This window comes from Acetitomaculum ruminis DSM 5522 (assembly GCF_900112085.1).
GTDB classification, from domain to species: Bacteria; Bacillota; Clostridia; order Lachnospirales; family Lachnospiraceae; genus Acetitomaculum; species Acetitomaculum ruminis.
In genome coordinates this window covers 74,777-94,675 of record NZ_FOJY01000014.1, presented here as the reverse complement: position 1 = coordinate 94,675, position 19,899 = coordinate 74,777, and the positions used below count along the sequence as shown (strand labels likewise).

Sequence of the window (19,899 nt, the reverse complement as noted above, 5' to 3'; positions counted from 1 at the left end):
CAAGCACTCCGTTCGACTTGCATGTGTTAGGCATGCCGCCAGCGTTCATCCTGAGCCAGGATCGAACTCTCTTGTTTAAAATTTGTTTCCGTTTTTTACCGGACTCTTTAGTCCTTTTTGAATTTAGGTTTCCCTATTCTTGATTGGTTTTCAAGGTTTTCTTCGTACTGTTTAGTTATCAATGTCCGTGTTGTTTTTTCCTATCTCAAAGGACAGCTTGTATATTCTATCATGCTGTTTTTGTATTGTCAAGAACTTTTTTTATTTTTTATCGTTCTTGCGACAGCTCTAAAAGTATATCTCATTGACTTTCATTTGTCAAGGATTTTTTAACTTTTTTTCTACAACAATTTTAATAGTCACTACCTCAATCGTTGTTTATTTCGCATTCAGCAGATAGCTTAAAATTATACAGTGCCTTCTCGAATTCGTCAAGCACTTTTTTATTTTTTTAGTTATTTTTAAGCTCAACCATTATAATTTATCACATTTATATATGATTGTCAAACTTATTTTCTAAAAAATAAAGCGGAGAAAGAGGGATTTGAACCCTCGCGCCGCGCAAACGACCTATACCCTTAGCAGGGGCACCTCTTCAGCCTCTTGAGTATTTCTCCGTTTTCACTCTCTCATCGAGTGCTTAATCATTATAAGCAATAAATTTTTGATTGTCAACACTTATTTTCTTTATTTTTCTGATTATTTTATTTATTTTTTATTTTTACCTTTCGTACAAATTATTACCTTGAGAATCTATTACAACTATCACCGGTAATTTTTCGACATATAGTTTTCGAATGGCTTCCGTACCTAAATCTTCATATGCAACTATTTCACTTTTTTTGATGCATTTCGATAATAATGCTCCGGCTCCACCTATTGCAGCAAAATAAACACAGGTATTTTTTTTCATTGATTCAATTATTTCTTTTGACCTTTTTCCTTTTCCTATCATCCCAATTACACCACGATCCAGTAATTCTGGTGTATATTTGTCCATTCTACTAGCCGTTGTCGGACCTGCCGATCCTATTATTTTTCCTTTTCTTGCTGGAGATGGTCCCATATAATAAATAATTTCGTTTTCTATACTTATTGGAAGTTCTTTTTCATCTTTTATTAATTCATACATTCTTTTATGTGCCGCATCACGTGCAGTATATATTTCTCCTGTTAGATATACGAAATCACCTGATTTAAGCTTTGAAACATTTTCTTTTGTTATCGGTAATTTTATTTCTAGCTCCATTTTATTTTTCTCTCTTTTTATATATGTTAAATATGTAATATTAAAATTTATGGTAGAATTTTTAGTAGAGTATATATTACAATCTGTATCTTAATAATTGATTTATCAAAATTCTAATCAAATGCAATAATGTTGCATGTATACTACTTTTATTAGAAATACTTGGTTTCTTTGTTGATATATTTTTATTTTATAATAAACATGTTTTATTAATCTTTATTTATTACTTTCCTCTTAGACTTTTTTCCTAAAGGCATCCAATACGTTCTTATTATTAACTAATTAGGTAAAATATAAAAATGTAATTATCTTTTTATTTCTCAATTTCATAATATTTCTTTTCATATTACTGCTGTAGCGTGTCTATTTACATGACAACACATATTTATTGCTAAAGGCATTCCTGCTATATGTGTGGCATATGTCTCTATATTAATTGCTAATGCTGTAATTTTTCCCCCTAATCCTGCCGGTCCGATATCAAGTTTATTTATTTTTTTTAAGAGTTCTATTTCTATTTCTTCAATATGCTTTATTTCAGAATGCTTCCCCACTTCTCTGGTCAAAGCTTTTTTTGCAAGATATGCACATTTTTCGAATGTTCCACCTATACCTACTCCAACTACTACAGGTGGACATGCATTTGGTCCAGCTTCTTTTACTGTTTCTATTATTGATTTTTTTATTTCTTCTATTCCATCTGCCGGTTTTAGCATATATATTTTGCTCATATTCTCGCTTCCAAATCCTTTCGGTGCTAAAGTTATTTTTACTTTATTACCTTCAACTATATTGTAATGAATAATAGCCGGAGTATTATCATTCGTATTTTTTCTTAGTATTGGATCTGAAACCACTGATTTTCTAAGATATCCTTCTATATATCCTTTTCTAATACCTTCATTTATAGCGTCCTCAAGATTTTTCCCTATAAAATGAACATCTTGTCCTATTTCTATAAATACAACTGCCATTCCAGTATCCTGACATATAGGAATATTATCGTTTTTAGCTATCTTAAGATTTTCTAAAAGCTGTCCTAATATTTTTTTCCCTAATTTATTTTCTTCTTCTTTTTCTGCCTTTTTTATAGCCTGTTGCATATCATTGCTTAAAGAATAATTTGCTTCGATACATAATTTTGTTATTACCTTTGTTACTTCATCAGTATTAATTTCTCTTATCATTTTTTTCCTTTCCTCGCAGAAAACATAATTTTTAATTATTTTTTTAAATATCATCTTTTATCTTTTCTATGTTTTATTTAACACAATATACTTTAATTTTGTGAATTCATCAACTATTTTATCATTTTGCTTCAATATTTTTTCGTTTATAGACACTATTTTACAAATATTATTATTTATTTCTTATATTTTCTCTGAGTTTGCTTTTTTATGCATTATACTTATAAAAGTGGACATGTTTAATAAATGATATACTATTATTATAGACACCAAAAGGAGGTATTTTTATGTCCACTCACAAAACCGGAACTCGTTATGATGAAGATTTCAAACGAACCCTCGTCGAGCTTTATCACAACGGTAAGACTCAAGCCTCACTCTTAAAGGAGTATGGCGTATCTCAAACTGTTCTCACCAAATGGATTAAGCAATACTCTACTGGCGAAACTGATAATGACGAAGTCCTTACCGCCAAACAAGTTAAAGAACTTCAAAAACGTATGGCCCAGCTTGAAGAAGAAAATCAAATATTAAAAAAAGCGAACTCTCTGTAGAGTTCTTAAAGTACATCGCAACATCTATTATAAGCACTTTTACGCAGAACCGACACCTAGAAGCTGCGAAAAACAGGTCATTCGCAAGCACATCTTGCAAATCTATAATGATTATGACAATACGCTTGGTGCTTATAAGATTCGTCGTATATTAGAACATGAAGTAACAAGTTTTTTGTACAAAAATCTTATATATAAATGTACACCTACTCAGATGATTTACATAATCCTTAATTCTATATGTTCTTCCTTTTATAGTTATGAGCTTTGAATGATGAAGGATTCTATCAAGAATTGCATTGGCAACTATTACATCATAAATAATACTATCCCAAGCATTAAAGTTTATATTTGTAGTAAGTATTGTATTTTTTCTTTCATATCTATAAGCTGGAAGAACAAATTTAAATCCTCCTTATCGATTGGAAAATATCCAATTTCATCAAATTGAAAGATTTTATATCTATTCACGTACTTTAGGACATTGTCTAATCTGTTTCTATCTTTGCTCTTTTAATCCTGACAAGTTGTTTACTACATTTTATAAAATATGAGCTGTATCTTTTACTGACAGCCTGCACTCCAATAGCAATTGGTCAATAATTTGCACGCTTTGCGCGCTCAAACAGGTTATGCCACATAAAAAATCTCTTATAAAATCTATTAGTTCTACAAGAGATTTTTCTAATTTATTCCAATAATTACCTATGTTTTTTTATATACTTTTTTATCAATTCAGTATATTATCACATTATTAAACATAAAAATGAAGAATCCAGAATATATTAATTATTCCAAATTCTTCATTTTTTATTTGAACGCAGTGTAAGCAATCCCCCGCTTCAAAAGCGTAAGCTTTAAGCGGGGGTATAAGCTTACTAGTGTCAGAAGGGGTTAAAGCCCCTTCTGACAGGTGGCACAAAGTGCCACTGCGTTCATGAGGAAGTAGCGAAGCGGATTCCGAATGTCCGCTTTACTAATACTAAAAATATCTTTATTTATATTTGATTTTTATTCTTTATCTTCTTCAATTGAAATTTCTTCTTCTGATTCATCTTCTGAATTATTTAATTCTAATTCTTTTTCCTGCTCAGACCTTACTATATCTTCCTTTACCAAGGCGATACTTGCAACTGTGATATCATCCTCTAAATTTATTAATTTTACACCGGAAGTCATTCTTCCATATACTGAGATATCGTTTACTGCAATTCTTATGACAACACCTTCCATTGTTATCATCATTATTTCATCATTATCAGATACCGCACATATACCAAGAACATTTCCTGTTTTCTCAGTTATCTTATAACATTTAACACCCTTTCCACCTCGATTATGTATGGTGAATTCGTCCATCGATGTTCTTTTTCCCATACCTTTTTCTGAAACAATAAGTAGTTTTTTTCCATTTTGAACTATCTGCATTCCAACTACTTCATCATCCTGGGAAATATTCATGCCAATAACTCCGATAGAAGTTCTTCCTGTAGCTCTTACATTTTTTTCGTTAAATTTAATACATTGACCACTTTTTGAAACAAGGATTATATCCTGACTGCCGTCTGTAAGTTTAACATCAATTAATTCATCATCTTCACGAAGATTAATAGCCATCAAACCTTTTTTTCTAACATTTGAATATTCAACAAGATCGGTCTTTTTCACAATTCCTTTTCTCGTAGTCATAAACAATTTCTTTTCTTCTTCAAATGATTTCAGTGGTATTAATGCTGTAACTTTTTCATCGGGCTCTAAAGGTATAAGATTTACTATGGCAGTTCCGCGGGAATTTCTTCCTGATTCTGATAGTTCATAGGTCTTTAATCTATATACTTTTCCTTTGTTTGTAAAGAACATAAGATAGTGATGAGTGGTAGTAACTAAAAGTTCTTTTATAAAATCATCTTCTATGGTATTCATTCCTTTTATACCACGACCACCCCTATGCTGGCTCTTGAAATTATCAAGAGTCATTCTTTTTATGTAGCCTTTATTAGTCATTGCTACGACATTAGTCTCATCCGGAATAAGATCTTCCATTGAAATATCATAAACATCATAGCCAATCTGAGTTCTTCTTTCGTCGCTAAATTTATCTGAAATAGCTGATATTTCTGATTTAATCAGATTTAATAATACTTTTTCATTTGATAAGATTTCTTTATATCTTTTTATGCTAGCTTGAAGTTCTTCATGTTCACTTTCAAGCTTTTCTCTTTCAAGACCTGTAAGAGCTCTAAGACGCATTTCTGTAATTGCATGTGCCTGGACCTCAGAAAATTGAAATCTTTCAATAAGTGTTTGTTTCGCCTCGTTTGTATTCTTTGATGATCTCATTATTTGAATAATTTCATCAATATTATCCAAAGCTTTTAAAAGCCCCTGTAAAATATGATCTCTTTCTTCTGCTTTATTTAACTCATATTTTGTTCTTCTTGTAACTACATCTTCCTGATGTGCAAGATAATATTTTAGTACATCTAAGAGATTAAGAACTTTAGGCTGATTGTCAACCAATGCAAGCATAATTACACCAAATGAATCCTGTAATTGAGTATGCTTATAAAGTTTGTTCATCATAATACTTGTATTGACATCTTTTCTAAGTTCAATACAAATTCTCATTCCCTGCCTATTAGACTCATCCCTTAAATCAGTAATCCCATCCAGTTTTTTATCTCTAACAAGCTCTGCAATATTTTTTATCAGTTTAGATTTATTGACCATGTATGGAAGCTCGGTTACAACAATCCTGTTTTTTCCGTTTGCCATTGGTTCAATCTCTGTCACAGCTCTGACTCTGATTTTTCCACGACCTGTTCTATATGCATCATTAATTCCTCTTGTACCAAGAATTGTTGCACCTGTAGGGAAATCAGGTCCCTTAACTATCGGGAGAATTTCTTCTATGTCGGTCTCTCTGTCTTCTAAAATTCTATTATCTATTATTTTCACAACAGCATTTATTACTTCTTTTAAATTATGTGGTGGTATATTTGTAGCCATTCCTACCGCAATTCCCGTTGTTCCATTTACCAAAAGATTTGGAAATCTGGCTGGTAAAACAGATGGTTCTGTCTCTGTTTCATCATAATTAGGCACAAATTCTACTGTATCTTTATTTATATCTGCAAGCATTTCCATAGAAATTTTGCTAAGTCTGGCTTCTGTATAACGCATTGCGGCAGCACCATCACCATCCACAGAACCAAAATTCCCGTGTCCATCTACTAATGGATATCTTGTAGACCATTCCTGAGCCATATTTACTAAAGCACCATAAATAGAACTGTCACCATGAGGATGATATTTACCCATTGCATCACCGACAATACGCGCACACTTTTTATGCGGCTTGTCAGGGCCGTTATTTAATTCATTCATTGAAAAAAGTATTCTTCTTTGAACCGGTTTTAAACCGTCTCTTACATCCGGAAGAGCCCTGGATACAATTACGCTCATAGCATAATCAATATAAGACTCTTTCATGGTTTTTCTTAAGTCAATTTCCTGTGTTTTATCAAACACTTTGTCATCCATTTATTATCCTCCGTTCGCTCCTAACGAGACATTTCCTAGATATCAAGATTCTTGACATATTTTGCATTTTTTTCTATAAACTCACGTCTTGGTTCAACCTTGTCACCCATAAGAGTTGTAAAAATCAAATCCATTTCTGTTGAAGTCGTATCATCCATGGTAACTTTTAAAAGTACGCGACTTTCAGGATCCATTGTTGTTTCCCAGAGCTGCTCTGCATCCATTTCTCCCAAACCTTTATATCTTTGTACACGATTATTTCCATCACGACCTATGTCTGTAAGTATCTTATCTAATTCTTCGTCACTATAGGCATACCATACCTTTTTATTCTTCTCAATTTTGAATAATGGTGGTTGTGCCAGATAAACATGCCCTTCTTTTATAAGATCTGGCATAAATCTATACAAAAATGTAAGCATAAGAGTATCTATATGAGCACCATCCACATCGGCATCAGTCATAATAATTATTTTATCATAACGAAGTTTTGTTATATCAAAATCATCGTGAATACCTGTTCCAAAAGCCGTAATCATAGCTTTTATTTCCTCGTTGGAATAAATCCTGTCTAATCTGGCTTTTTCAACATTTAAAATTTTTCCTCTAAGTGGAAGAATAGCCTGAGTCGCCCTACTTCTGGCGGTTTTTGCTGAGCCACCCGCAGAATCTCCCTCGACAATAAATATTTCACAATTCTTAGGATCTTTATCTGAACAATCAGCAAGCTTACCTGGAAGAGCATTTCCCTCTAAATAAGTCTTTCTTCTTGACATATCCCTTGCTTTTCTGGCTGCTTCTCTAGCTCTTTGAGATGAAAGGGATTTTTCACAGATTATTCTTGCAACCCTTGGATTTTGCTCCAGAAAATATGTAAGCTGCTCTGAAACTATACTATCAACTGCCGCTCTTGCCTCGCTGTTTCCCAACTTTTGCTTTGTCTGGCCTTCAAATTGAGGATCTTCAATTTTTATACTGATTATACATGTAATACCTTCTCTTATATCTTCACCTGAAAGATTAGGATCATTGTCCTTAAGAATTTTGTTTTTTCTGGCATAATCATTAAAGGTTTTTGTAACAGCATTTTTAAATCCTGACAGATGGGTACCACCATCAGGAGTAGTAATATTATTTACAAATGTATATATATTTTCAGAGTAGGCATCATTATGCTGCATTGCAACCTCAACCTGAACCCTGTCCTTTAATCCCTCACAATAAATAATATCATCATACAATGGGGTTTTATTTTTATTAAGGTATTGAACAAATTCCTTTATTCCGCCTTCGTAGTGGAAAATATCTTTTTGTTCTTCTCCTTCACGCTTATCTTCTAGATTTATTTTTATATTTTTGGTCAAAAAGGCCATTTCTCTAAGATGTTCTTTTAAAACCTCATAATCATAAATTGTAGTCTCTCTAAAAATGGCCTCATCAGGCAGAAAAGAAACAGTTGTTCCTGTTTTTTCCAATTCACATTCTCCAACTACTTCCAGTTTAGTGGCAACTTTACCTTTTTCAAATCTTTGTTTATGAACTTTTCCATCTCTATATATTATTACTTCTACCCAGTTTGATAAGGCATTTACAACAGAAGCACCAACTCCATGAAGACCACCGGATACCTTATATCCTCCGCCTCCAAATTTTCCTCCGGCATGTAATACTGTAAATACAACTTCAACAGCCGGAATACCTGCTTTTTTATTTATCCCTACCGGTATACCACGACCATTATCTACTACTGTAATTGAATTGTCCGGGTTAATTATTACTGAAATTTCAGAACAATATCCTGCTAAAGCTTCATCTACAGCATTATCAACAATTTCATATACCAGGTGATGCAAGCCTTTTGACGATGTACTTCCAATATACATGCCTGGTCTCTTTCTAACAGCTTCTAATCCTTCAAGAATTTGAATCTGATTTGCATCATAATTGGTGCTCATATAATTTCCTCCTTATTTTACTCAGTTGTAACAATACCATTATTTACTTTAAAAAGTCTGTCTATATGAAATCTGTTTGAAACAAAATCATCTATCCCTGTACATGTAATAATAGTCTGTATTCCATAAATATATTCCAAAAGATATCTTTGTCTTTTGGAATCCAGTTCAGACAACACGTCATCTAAAAGTAAAATCGGTGACTCACCGAGTCGTTCTTTAATTATCTCTATCTCGGCCAATTTCAATGTAAGAGCAGTTGTCCTTTGCTGCCCTTGAGAGCCAAATTTTCTAATATCTATACCATTTGAAACAAACAAAATATCATCTCTGTGAGGTCCTGCTGATGTCATTTTATATTTTGAATCTTTTTCAAAATTTTTATTCAATAAAGTCAAAAAATCTTTTTCATCAACATCATTTTCATATTGCAGAAAAAAATATTCTGCATTTCCCGTCAATTTTTTATGTATATCTTTGCAAACATCATTAAGTTTCTCTATAATATTTCGTCTTTTTTTTATAATATTATTGCCACAATTAACTAATTGTTTATCCCAAATCGGAATTGTATCAATAAGATTTTTATTAAAATATATGTCTTTTAATAACTTATTTCTATTATTTAGAATTTTATTATACTTTTGTAACTCTTCTAAGTATATTTTGTCAAGTTGACACAATAAAATATCCAAAAATCTTCTTCTTTGAGAAGGTCCGTCTTTAATAATATTCAAATCCTCAGGTGAAAACAATACAAAGTTTAAAATATTAAATAACTCTGAAGCCTTTTTTATAGGGTGCTTGTTAATAGCTATTCCCTTTTTCATATTTTTTTTTAAATGTAAATCTATCTGATATTCATTATCCCTTGAAAATACCTTTGTTCTAATATGAGCTTCCTTATTTTCAAACTTTATTAATTCATAATCTTTAGAAGTTTTATGAGATTTTGAAGTACCGGATATGTATATGGCTTCAATAATATTTGTCTTTCCCTGAGCATTGTTACCATAAATAACATTTGTATTTTTGTCAAATTCAATATTAAGACCTGAATAATTCCGAAAATTTTCTAATTCCAATGATTTAATATACATAGTTTTAATCTATTACTTTAATTGCATTATTTTCAAATTCAACAATATCTCCGGGTCTGATTTTTTTACCTCTTTCAACCACAACTTCTCCGTTTAAAGTCACTTCTCCGTTTTGAATTACTTCTTTGGCTTCTGCCCCGGAATATACAAGATTTGCCAATTTTAAAAGCTGCCCAAGTTTAATAAATTCTGTTTTAATCTTTACTTCTTTCATCTTAGTTCCTTTTCTGCTTAAACAATAATATTTATAGGCAATACCATGTAAATATATTTTTCTTCATCATCTTTAATAAAGCAAGGTGACTTAGAATTAATGAAATACAATGAAACCTTTTCATCATCTATAACTCTAAGAGCATCCATTATAAATTTTGCATTTAATCCAATTAAAATATCTTTTCCGGATTTTTCCATATTTATTTTTTCATCCATTGAACCAATAGTTGAATTAATCTTAATTTGAAGTTCATCATCTTTTATATTTACAATTATTGGTTTTTTACCGGATTCGTTAACAAATAAAATTGATCGGTCTATACACTCTAATAATTCTTTTCTATTTATTTCTACCTTTGTTTCGTAACTATTGGAAATCATTTGTGCAATGTTAAAATATTCTCCTTCAATAAGCCTTGTAACAACCACGGTAGTATCAAACTCAAATATTACCTGATTATCAGAAAAGTAAATTTTAACCTGTTTTTCATCTTCTCCAGATAATATTTTACTTATCTCATTTAAGCTTTTTCCCGGTATTATATAGCTTTGATTTCCATAATTGTTATTTAAAAGAATATTTCTTATTGAAGCTCTATGTCCATCAATAGCAACTATTTTTAATTCATTATCTGTTATTTTAAACAATTCCCCTGTCATTAAATGGTTTGTATCATTATCTGCTATTGAAAATATAGTCTGTCTTATAGCTTCTTTTAAAGTGAATTCCGAAATTTCTATAAATTCTTTTTTTTCAATAAAAGGAAGTATAGGAAAATCATTTCCACTTTGTCCTTGTATAGTAAATTTAGATTGTCCACAGATAATATTTGTACTGTAATTTTCATCTGTTTCTAATGCTATTTCACTATCTGGTAATTTTCTTATAATGTCTCCAAATAATTTTGCATTTAAAGCCACTATACCTTTTTCAATTATATCACCAGAGATAATAGTTTCTATTCCAAGTTGATTATCATTAGTTGTAAATTTAATTTGCTCTGTACTTGCATCTATGTAAATGCACTCGAGTATAGTCATAGTTGTTTTTGAAGGTACAGCCTTTGAAACAATATTTATACCCTTGAGTAAATCATTTTTTGAACAAAGCAGTTTCATTGTGGAAAGCTCCTTTCGAAAAAAAATATATATATAATAAATAATAATTTAGCAGTCTTATTCTTAGTAGGTGTTAAAATGTTGATAAGTGCCTGAAAGCATTAAAATAACAGGCTTTCAGGCATCTAATAACTATATTAAAAGTATGTGAAAAGTTATTAATAAAGTATAACTTTTCCACATATAAAAATAACAGATAAGTTTTACACACATTACTCGAGTCTTATACACATATTAATGTGTATAAAAACAAAGACTAGTTTGGAGTGATTTTCTTTTTCAATATTTCTATAACTTCTCGTGTTTTTTCGTCAGATTTAATTTTTTCACCGATTTTATCAATACCGTAAATAATAGTAGTGTGATCCTTCTTACCTAATAATGCACCAATAGATTTAAGAGGTGCTGAAGTCATTTCGCGACATAAGTACATTGCTATTTGTCTTGGATAAGCAACTTCATTACTTCTTTTTTTGGAAGAAATTTCAGATACGGATATGTGAAAATGTTCAGCAACTATACCTATTATGAATTCAGGTGTGATTTCTATAGGTCTGTTTGGGAAAATCAGATTTTGTAATTCTCTTTCTGCCAAATCCAAAGTAATAGGGGTTTTTTCAAGTTTTGAATAAGCAATAAGTTTATTAAGTGCTCCCTCGAGTTCTCTTATATTTGATTTAACATTTGTTGCGATGTAATTTATAACATCGTCATCGAAGGAATAATGGTCTAATTCTTCTTTTTTTCTAAGAATTGCAACCCTTGTTTCATAATCAGGAGCCCCTATATCTGCCATGAGTCCCATTTCAAATCTGGATTTAAGTCTGTCCTCGAGAGTTTCAAAATCTTTCGGAGGTTTATCACTTGATAAAATGATTTGTTTTTTATCCTGATGAAGAGCATTAAATGTATGGAAAAACTCTTCCTGTGTACTTTCTTTTCCTATGATGAACTGAATATCGTCTATTAGTAAAACATCTATATTTCTGTATTTATCACGAAATTTAGTCATAGCTGTGTTATTACCGTTTCTGATAGCTTCTATAAGTTCATTTGTAAAAGACTCTGATGTAATATAGAGAACTTTTTTTTCAGGATAGTTTTCTAAAATGTAGTTTTCAATAGAACGCATAAGATGAGTTTTTCCAAGTCCAACTCCTCCATATAAAAATAGGGGATTATAAATCTCTCCCGGTGCTTCTGCTACTGCAAGACATGCGGAATAGGCCAGCCTGTTGTTACTTCCTACCACGAAAGTTTCAAAGGTATATTTTCTATCGTTGGAATTTCTTGAAAATGTTTGATGCTTAGGTGGTTCAACTTTTTCGTTTTTGTCTACAAGAATAAGCTCAATATCACTACATTCCTTGCCTGTTACTTCTGTAACTGCAACTTTTATAGATAAAAGATAATTTTTTCTTATGTAATTTAAAAATGAATCATTTCTTCCTTCATTATCAACTGCTAAAGTAAGTATATTGTCTTTATAATCATAGACAAAAAAAGGTTCGAGCCAGTTCTTATATCTGACTTCGCTTATATCCAGATCTTTTCTCACAGTTTCAAGTATATCATTCCATTTTTCTTTAATTGAATCCATTTCAATCTGCTCCTTGCTAATTATATCGATACTATCCTCATTATTATATTAAACTAAAAATATCTTTTAATCAAGTTATGTAAATCTTATCATTGTGTCTGAGCTATATTATATAAAGAAATAAAAATATTAATTGACCTGTGGGGAAATGTGGATTATATATTATTTACATAAGTTAAAAAAATCGAAAAAAAGAATAAAATTTTGGTTTTTAAAAGTATTGTTGAAAAAAATACTAACATTTAAAATAAGGAAAAAAATAGGAAAAATTAACATTGATTAACATATAATCCAGTTAAATCCACACTTTATCCACAAAATGTGAATAACTTGTGGATAAGTAAGCTTTTCTCCACAAGTTATATTAAAAATTGTTGAAAAAAATAAAAAAGTTTATAGAGTTACCATTTTGCTTGACTTTAAAATAAATTTTGCTATAATTGAAATGATGTTTTAAATTTGAATACTGTATAAAATCAGGAAAATTTTTGTTTTTCAACTCACTTAGAATTCTGAATGAGTTTAGAAATGAGATTATAGTACTATTTATTGCAAAAGGAGGTGTGCTTATAATGAAAATGACATTTCAACCAAAGAAACTTCAGCGTAAACGCGTTCATGGTTTTAGAAAAAGAATGAGCACAGCAAGTGGACGTAAAGTTCTTGCTGCAAGACGTTTAAAAGGAAGAAAGAAATTATCAGCTTAGGCCGCAATTTTATGTGGCCTTTCTTCTTATTATTATCTTTTATAGGAGAATTAAAATGAAATTTTCCGAGTCACTTAAGAAGAATATTGAATTTAAGAATGTATATAACAATGGTAAATCTCTGGCAGATAAAAATATTGTAATGTATGTATTAAAAAATAATTTAAATAAAAACCGGATTGGAATATCTGTCAGCAAAAAAGTTGGAAATAGTGTTGTCAGGCATCATATGACAAGAATTTTTAGAGAAATTTACAGGATAAATGAAGAAAATTTTGAAGTGGGCTTTGACATTGTTATTATTTGTAGAAACAAAGCGTTATATACAAAGTTTAAAAATTTAGTGGAATCGTATATTAATTTGGCAAAGTTACATGGTATTTATAAGCAGTAGTGAGATGGTAAAAATTGAAAAGAGTACTTATTTTTCTTATAAAGTTTTATAAAAAGTATATTTCTCCATATAAGGGATATCGTTGTCCATATATACCAAGCTGTTCTCAATACGGATTAGAAGCTATTGAAAAATATGGAGCAATAAAAGGAGGCTTACTTGCTTGCTGGAGAATACTAAGATGTAATCCCTTTTCGAAAGGTGGCTATGATCCTGTTCCATAAAGAGGAGGTTAGTTTTAGTGGGAATTCTATTAACCCAAAGTACAACATTTATTATCGGTCCGATTGCACAACTTCTTGGATGGATAATGAATGGGATTTTTAGTGTTTTAAGTAATCTAGGAATAGAAAATATAGGTTTATGCATTATCATTTTTACAGTAATTATGTATTTGTTAATGTTGCCTCTTACAATAAGACAGCAGAAGTTTTCAAAACTTACAGCTGTTATGAGTCCTGAAATTCAGGCAGTTCAGAAAAAATATGCCGGTAAACGAGATCAGGAATCAATGATGAAAATGAATGAGGAAACAAAGGAAATCTATGAAAAGTACGGTACTTCTCCAAGTGGTAGTTGCGTACAGATGGCTATTCAGTTTCCTGTTATGTTTGCCCTTTACCAAGTTATTTATAATGTACCTGCTTATGTTTCAAGTGTAAAAGCTGTATTTACACCGGTTATAGATAAAATTATCGGTATTTCCGGTTACCAGGATCTTTTACAAAAATTTGTTAAAAGTGAAAAAATAGGACGAGTAGCATTAGATTTTACATCTGATACTACAACTACAAATACCATTGTTGATTTGTTGTATAGATTATCAACAGGTAACTGGAATAAACTTGCAAAAACGTTTCCGGATATTGCTTCATCAATTTCATCTGTTCAGGATTCAATCAAGCATTTCAACAGTTTTTTAGGATTGAATATTGGAGATTCACCTGCTGATATTATAAGAACATCTTTTGGAAACGGAAGTTTTGGAATTCTTATTATGGCAGTTTTGATTCCTGTATTGGCTGGAGCTACTCAGTTTATTAACTTTAAGCTTATGCCTCAAGCAAAAACCAATAACGATAACAGTAGCATGGCTAGTTCCATGAAGATGATGAATTATTCAATGCCGTTGATGTCAGCGTTTTTCTGTTTAACATTTCCTGCTGGTATTGGTTTATACTGGATTACAAGTGCTCTTGTAAGAAGTGTACAGCAGATTTGTATAAATAAATATCTTGATTCAATCGATATGGAAGCGGAGATTGCGAAAAACCAGGAAAAAGCTAAGGCAAAACGTAAGAAAAAAGAAGGTCTTGAGGAAAGACAGATAGTTAATAATGCTACTATTAAAACAAAGAATATTAAAGATCTCAAATCAATTGATTATACAGCAAAAGATTTAGAAAATATTAAACCAGGTTCTATGACAGATAAGGCTAATATGGTTAGAAAGTTTAATGAAAAAAATAATAAATAAAGGGGGTTACGTTGATGGAATTTCAGGAGTTTTCAGGAAAAACTGTAGAGGATGCACTTACAGATGCCGTTATTAAATTTCAGGTTTCAAGAGATAAGGTTGAGTATGAAGTTATCGAAAAAGGAAGTGCAGGATTTTTAGGAATTGGAAGTAAGCCGGCTGTTATAAAGGCTAAGAAAAAAGAAACAGCAGAGGATATAGCTGTTGAATTTTTAGAAAAAGTTTTTGACACAATGAACCTTAGGGTTACTATTGATACAGATTTTGATGAGGATGGATCAAGTATCAATATTGAATTATCAGGTGAAGATATGGGAGTTCTTATTGGTAAGAGAGGTCAGACATTGGATTCTCTTCAGACTTTGACTTCTTTGGTTGTTAATAAAAGCTCAGATAATTATGTAAGAGTTAGAGTTGATACAGAAAACTACAGAAAGCGTAGAAAAGAAACCCTTGAAAATCTTGCCAGAAATATTGCTCACAAAGTTAAAAAAACCAGAAGGGTTGTTTCTTTGGAGGCTATGAATCCATATGAGAGAAGAATCATTCATTCAGCATTACAAAATGACAGATATGTTTCTACTCACAGTGAAGGCGAAGAACCATTTAGACATGTAGTTGTTACATTGAAAAAGAATAATAATTATTAAATTTAAATACAGTATTAATAATTTAGTTTTAGATTGTTAATACTGTATTTTTGCATGAGGATTAATAATGACAGAAGATACTATTGCAGCATTTGCGACTCCATTATCATCAGCAGGTATTGGAATTGTGAGGATAAGTGGAGAAAATTCAATTAATATTATTAAAAAGATTTTTGTTCCATATAAAAAAGATACAAAAGAATTTCAAACCTATACTGCCCATTATGGATTTATTTACGATGGAGATAAAAAAATAGATGAAGTAATTATTTTAGTTATGAAAGGACCACATTCATATACCAGAGAAGATGTTATAGAGATTAATTGTCATGGTGGAATTCTGGTTATGAAAAATATTCTGGAGCTTGTATTAAAGTCTGGAGCAAGGATGGCTTTACCTGGGGAATTTACCAAAAGAGCCTTTTTAAATGGAAGAATTGACCTTACAGCTGCAGAGGCGGTAATGGATCTTATTAATTCACAAAATCAATATGCACTTGATAATGCTCTTAGTAATGTAGCCGGTAAATTAAATAAAAAAATAAAGGGGCTTAGAGAAGAAATAATAACGGAAACCGCTTTTTTGGAATGTGCACTGGATGATCCGGAACATTACTCTTTAGATGGATATTCCGAAAAAATAGAAGTTAAAGTAAAAAATCTTATTAAAGAAATCGATTGTTTAATAGAAACTTTTGATAATGGAAAATTTGTTCAGGATGGGATAGAAACTATTATTGTTGGAAAACCCAATGCAGGAAAAAGCACTTTATTAAATTGTTTGCTTGGGGAGGAAAAGGCGATTGTTACTGATATTCCGGGAACTACAAGAGATATTAATGAACAAAGGCTGGTTTTGGATGGAATTTGTTTAAACATGGTAGATACAGCAGGAATACATGATACTGATGATGTTATAGAATCTATTGGTGTTAAAAAATCATTAGAGCTTATTGAAAAAGCAGATTTGATTTTATATGTTGTAGATAGTTCAAAAGAATTGGATGAAAATGATAAAGAGATAATTGACAGAATAAAAGAAAAAAATGTTATTGTTCTATTAAACAAAATGGACATTTCAAATAATAATACACAGCTTGAAAAGCAGTTTGAAAATATTGTCAGTATATCTGCAAAAAACGGTGAGGGAATTGACAACTTTATTAATAAATTAAATGATATGTTTTTCTCAGGAAATATAAACTTTAATGAAGATGTTGTTATATCAAATGTCAGACACAAAAACTTATTAGTAAAATCTAAAGACAGTCTTGAACTTGTTCTTGGAGCTATATATGACGGACTTCCGGAAGATTTTTATACCGTGGATCTTATGGATGCATATAATTTTTTAGGAGATATTATCGGGGAAACATTTAATGATGACTTAGCAGATAATATTTTCAGCAAATTTTGTATGGGAAAATAATCTAATATTTGTTTAATATATTCAAATATAGTAAAATATTTAATGTGGAATAATTTATTTGTATATAAAAAAAGTTTTAACCATTAGAAAGAGGAATATTTTGATGTCAGAATTAATTGAAAATTATGATGTATGTGTAGTTGGAGCCGGTCATGCAGGTTGTGAAGCTGCTTTAGCCTGTGCCAGATTAGGACTTAATACTATAGTTTTTACGGTAAGTGTTGATAGTATTGCATTGATGCCATGTAATCCTAATATTGGAGGAAGCTCAAAAGGACATCTTGTAAGAGAAATAGATGCATTAGGTGGAGAAATGGGTAAAATAATAGATAAAACTTTTATCCAGTCAAAGATGCTTAATAAATCAAAAGGTCCGGCTGTTCATTCATTAAGAGCTCAAGCTGATAAAGCAGAGTATTCCAGAGCTATGAGAATGGTTTTACAAAATACCGAAAATCTCACGATAAAACAGGCAGAAGTTACAGAATTGTTAATTGAAGACGATGTAATAAAGGGAGTAAAGACTTTTTCAGGTGGAAAATACTTATCAAAAGCAGTAATCCTTTGTACCGGAGTTTATTTAAAAGCCAGATGTTTATGTGGTTCTTCAATTAATTATACTGGTCCTAACGGGCTTCAGCCAGCTAATCACCTTACGGATTCATTAAGGGAAAATGAAATTGAAATCTTTAGATTTAAAACGGGAACACCTGCAAGAATTGACAAGAGATCAATAGATTTTTCAAAAATGGAAGAGCAGTTTGGGGATGAAAGAATTGTTCCATTTTCTTTTACAACTAATGAAGACGAGATTCAAAAAGAACAGCAATCCTGCTGGCTTACATATACAAATGAGACAACTCACGAGATTATAAAAGATAATCTTGACAGATCGCCTATTTATGCAGGAATCATTGAAGGTACAGGGCCTAGATACTGTCCTTCAATAGAAGATAAGGTTGTAAAATTTGCTGATAAAAACAGGCATCAGGTTTTTATAGAGCCTGAAGGTGAATATACAAATGAAATGTATATAGGTGGAATGTCTACATCTTTACCTGAGGATGTTCAGGAAAAGATGTACAGAAGTGTTAGTGGTCTTGAAAATGCAAAAATAGTCAGAAACGGGTATGCTATTGAATATGACTGTATAAATGCATTACAGTTAAAGCCTACATTGGAATTTAAAAATATTTCCGGACTGTTTAGTGCCGGTCAGTTTAATGGTAGTTCGGGATATGAAGAAGCGGCTGCACAAGGGATTGTCGCTGGAATCAATGCTTCAATGTTTGTAAAAAACAAAGAAATGCTGGTGCTCAAAAGGTCTGAGTCATATATTGGTGTTTTAATTGATGATTTAGTAACCAAAGAAAATCATGAGCCTTATAGAATGATGACTTCTAGGGCGGAGTACAGATTATTATTAAGACAAGATAATGCAGATATTCGTCTTACTCCTATAGGTTATAAGTTTGGGCTTATAAGTCAGGAAAGATATGATAAGCTTATTGAAAAAGAAAATTTAATTGAAAAAGAGGTTGATAGACTTAAATCAGTTAGTATAGGAGGAAAGAAGAAAGTACAGGAATTTTTGGAAAAAAATGGAAGTACTAGTCTTAGTAATTCTGAAACACTATATAATTTAATTAAAAGACCTGAGTTGAATTATTTTGTATTAGAAGAAATAGATGAAAACAGACCTACACTTCCATCAGATGTATGTAATCAAGTTAATATTAATATTAAATATGAGGGTTACATTGCAAGGGAACTTCGTTCCGTTGAAAAATTTAAGAAGATGGAAAATAAAAAAATTCCGGAGAAGATAGATTATATGTCAATTCAAAATCTCAGAATAGAAGCAAGACAAAAACTTGATAAAATTAGACCTTTATCTATTGGACAGGCTTCAAGGATTTCGGGGGTTTCTCCGGCAGACATATCAGTTTTACTTGTATATTTAGAGCATCGCAAATAAAAAAGGAATCAGTTTTGGACAATAATAATTTAATAGAAAAATTTAAAAAATGGGAATTTGTAATTGATGAAGAAAAGGCGGATAAATTAAATGCCTATTATCAATTATTGATTGAATGGAACAGTAAGATGAATCTTACTGCAATTACAGATTATGATGATGTATGTATCAAGCATTTTTTTGATAGTGTTTCATTATTGAAATATATTGATTTAAAGGAAGGACAAAGTGTGGTAGATATCGGTACAGGGGCCGGTTTCCCAGGCATTCCTTTAAAAATTTTAAGACCGGATGTGGAATTTGTTCTTATTGATTCTTTAAATAAAAGAATCAATTTCCTGAATTATGTTATAAAGGAACTGGGATTATCAAAAATAAAAGCTATACATTCAAGAGCAGAGGAAACCGGAAAAAATTTAGAATACAGAGAAAAATTTGATTTTTGTGTATCAAGGGCTGTAGCCAGATTACCTGTTTTATGTGAATATACTATCCCTTTGGTAAAAAAAGGTGGATATTTTATTAGTTATAAATCTATTAAAACAGAGGATGAGATAAAAGAAGCAAATTTTGCTATAGATATTCTTGGGGGAAAAATTGATAAAATAGAAAATTTTATGTTACCAGATACGGATATGGTTAGAAATCTTGTTTTCATAAAAAAGGTAAAGAATACGGGGAGTAAATTTCCAAGAAATGCAGCAATGATAAAAAAATCACCATTAGTAAAGTAGTGAGTTT

17 protein-coding genes, 1 tRNA gene, 1 rRNA gene and 1 pseudogene are annotated in these 19,899 nt (G+C 31.0%); 9 read left to right on the top strand and 11 right to left on the bottom strand.

Annotated elements, in window-relative coordinates; genetic code table 11:
* From BM153_RS09895 to BM153_RS09880, 4 genes are all read right to left on the bottom strand, one after another.
* Window positions 1-77 (bottom strand): 16S ribosomal RNA (locus BM153_RS09895); the annotation flags it as partial.
* A gap of 452 nt (window positions 78-529) precedes the next feature.
* Window positions 530-617, bottom strand: a tRNA-Ser gene (locus BM153_RS09890).
* Between the two features lie 104 nt (window positions 618-721).
* Window positions 722-1,270 carry a Fe-S-containing hydro-lyase gene (locus BM153_RS09885; protein WP_278278337.1) on the bottom strand — a complete coding sequence of 183 codons (549 nt, stop codon included), beginning with the start codon at window positions 1,268-1,270 and terminating at the stop codon, window positions 722-724.
* A 320-nt stretch (window positions 1,271-1,590) separates the two neighbouring features.
* Entirely contained in the window at window positions 1,591-2,436 is an 846-nt protein-coding gene (locus BM153_RS09880) for a fumarate hydratase (RefSeq protein ID WP_092873264.1), read from the bottom strand.
* Window positions 2,437-2,723: 287 nt separating this feature from the next.
* Between BM153_RS09880 and BM153_RS09875 the strand changes: the two genes are divergently transcribed.
* A complete protein-coding gene (locus BM153_RS09875; protein ID WP_092873242.1) occupies window positions 2,724-2,990 on the top strand; it encodes a transposase in 267 nt (88 codons plus the stop codon).
* Window positions 2,991-3,141: 151 nt separating this feature from the next.
* Here BM153_RS09875 and BM153_RS14145 read toward each other — a convergent pair.
* The 7 genes and pseudogenes from BM153_RS14145 to dnaA all read right to left on the bottom strand — a co-directional run.
* Window positions 3,142-3,369: pseudogene (locus BM153_RS14145) on the bottom strand (ATP-binding protein); the annotation flags it as partial.
* Window positions 3,370-4,001: 632 nt separating this feature from the next.
* Entirely contained in the window at window positions 4,002-6,533 is a 2,532-nt protein-coding gene (gene gyrA, locus BM153_RS09865; RefSeq protein ID WP_092873240.1) for a DNA gyrase subunit A, read from the bottom strand.
* Between the two features lie 35 nt (window positions 6,534-6,568).
* Entirely contained in the window at window positions 6,569-8,488 is a 1,920-nt protein-coding gene (gyrB, locus tag BM153_RS09860) for a DNA topoisomerase (ATP-hydrolyzing) subunit B (protein WP_092873238.1), read from the bottom strand.
* A gap of 17 nt (window positions 8,489-8,505) precedes the next feature.
* Entirely contained in the window at window positions 8,506-9,588 is a 1,083-nt protein-coding gene (recF, locus tag BM153_RS09855) for a DNA replication/repair protein RecF (protein ID WP_092873236.1), read from the bottom strand.
* A 4-nt stretch (window positions 9,589-9,592) separates the two neighbouring features.
* The gene (locus BM153_RS09850; protein WP_092873234.1) at window positions 9,593-9,802 is read right to left on the bottom strand and encodes an RNA-binding S4 domain-containing protein; all 210 of its coding nucleotides are present in this window, start codon (window positions 9,800-9,802) and stop codon (window positions 9,593-9,595) included.
* A 17-nt stretch (window positions 9,803-9,819) separates the two neighbouring features.
* Entirely contained in the window at window positions 9,820-10,923 is a 1,104-nt protein-coding gene (gene dnaN, locus BM153_RS09845) for a DNA polymerase III subunit beta (RefSeq protein ID WP_092873232.1), read from the bottom strand.
* A gap of 256 nt (window positions 10,924-11,179) precedes the next feature.
* The gene (gene dnaA / locus BM153_RS09840; protein ID WP_092873230.1) at window positions 11,180-12,523 is read right to left on the bottom strand and encodes a chromosomal replication initiator protein DnaA; all 1,344 of its coding nucleotides are present in this window, start codon (window positions 12,521-12,523) and stop codon (window positions 11,180-11,182) included.
* Window positions 12,524-13,095: 572 nt separating this feature from the next.
* Here dnaA and rpmH point away from each other — a divergent pair.
* The 8 genes from rpmH (at window position 13,096) to rsmG (ending at window position 19,892) form a co-directional block, all read left to right on the top strand.
* The gene (gene rpmH / locus BM153_RS09835) at window positions 13,096-13,230 is read left to right on the top strand and encodes a 50S ribosomal protein L34 (RefSeq protein ID WP_092873228.1); all 135 of its coding nucleotides are present in this window, start codon (window positions 13,096-13,098) and stop codon (window positions 13,228-13,230) included.
* 55 nt (window positions 13,231-13,285) lie between these two features.
* Window positions 13,286-13,624 carry a ribonuclease P protein component gene (gene rnpA / locus BM153_RS09830; RefSeq protein WP_092873226.1) on the top strand — a complete coding sequence of 113 codons (339 nt, stop codon included), beginning with the start codon at window positions 13,286-13,288 and terminating at the stop codon, window positions 13,622-13,624.
* Between the two features lie 14 nt (window positions 13,625-13,638).
* The gene (gene yidD / locus BM153_RS09825; RefSeq protein ID WP_092873224.1) at window positions 13,639-13,848 is read left to right on the top strand and encodes a membrane protein insertion efficiency factor YidD; all 210 of its coding nucleotides are present in this window, start codon (window positions 13,639-13,641) and stop codon (window positions 13,846-13,848) included.
* Between the two features lie 17 nt (window positions 13,849-13,865).
* Window positions 13,866-15,101, top strand: coding sequence for a YidC/Oxa1 family membrane protein insertase (locus BM153_RS09820; protein ID WP_242949117.1), 1,236 nt, complete (start codon window positions 13,866-13,868; stop codon window positions 15,099-15,101).
* A gap of 14 nt (window positions 15,102-15,115) precedes the next feature.
* A complete protein-coding gene (gene jag, locus BM153_RS09815) occupies window positions 15,116-15,751 on the top strand; it encodes an RNA-binding cell elongation regulator Jag/EloR (protein ID WP_092873222.1) in 636 nt (211 codons plus the stop codon).
* Between the two features lie 67 nt (window positions 15,752-15,818).
* On the top strand, window positions 15,819-17,180 hold the full coding sequence (mnmE, locus tag BM153_RS09810; RefSeq protein WP_092873220.1) for a tRNA uridine-5-carboxymethylaminomethyl(34) synthesis GTPase MnmE: 1,362 nt from the start codon (window positions 15,819-15,821) through the stop codon (window positions 17,178-17,180).
* Between the two features lie 103 nt (window positions 17,181-17,283).
* A complete protein-coding gene (mnmG, locus tag BM153_RS09805) occupies window positions 17,284-19,158 on the top strand; it encodes a tRNA uridine-5-carboxymethylaminomethyl(34) synthesis enzyme MnmG (RefSeq protein ID WP_092873218.1) in 1,875 nt (624 codons plus the stop codon).
* Between the two features lie 14 nt (window positions 19,159-19,172).
* Window positions 19,173-19,892 (top strand): 16S rRNA (guanine(527)-N(7))-methyltransferase RsmG, encoded by a 720-nt coding sequence (gene rsmG / locus BM153_RS09800; RefSeq protein ID WP_092873216.1) that lies wholly within the window; start codon window positions 19,173-19,175, stop codon window positions 19,890-19,892.
* Window positions 19,893-19,899: the final 7 nt, after the last annotated feature.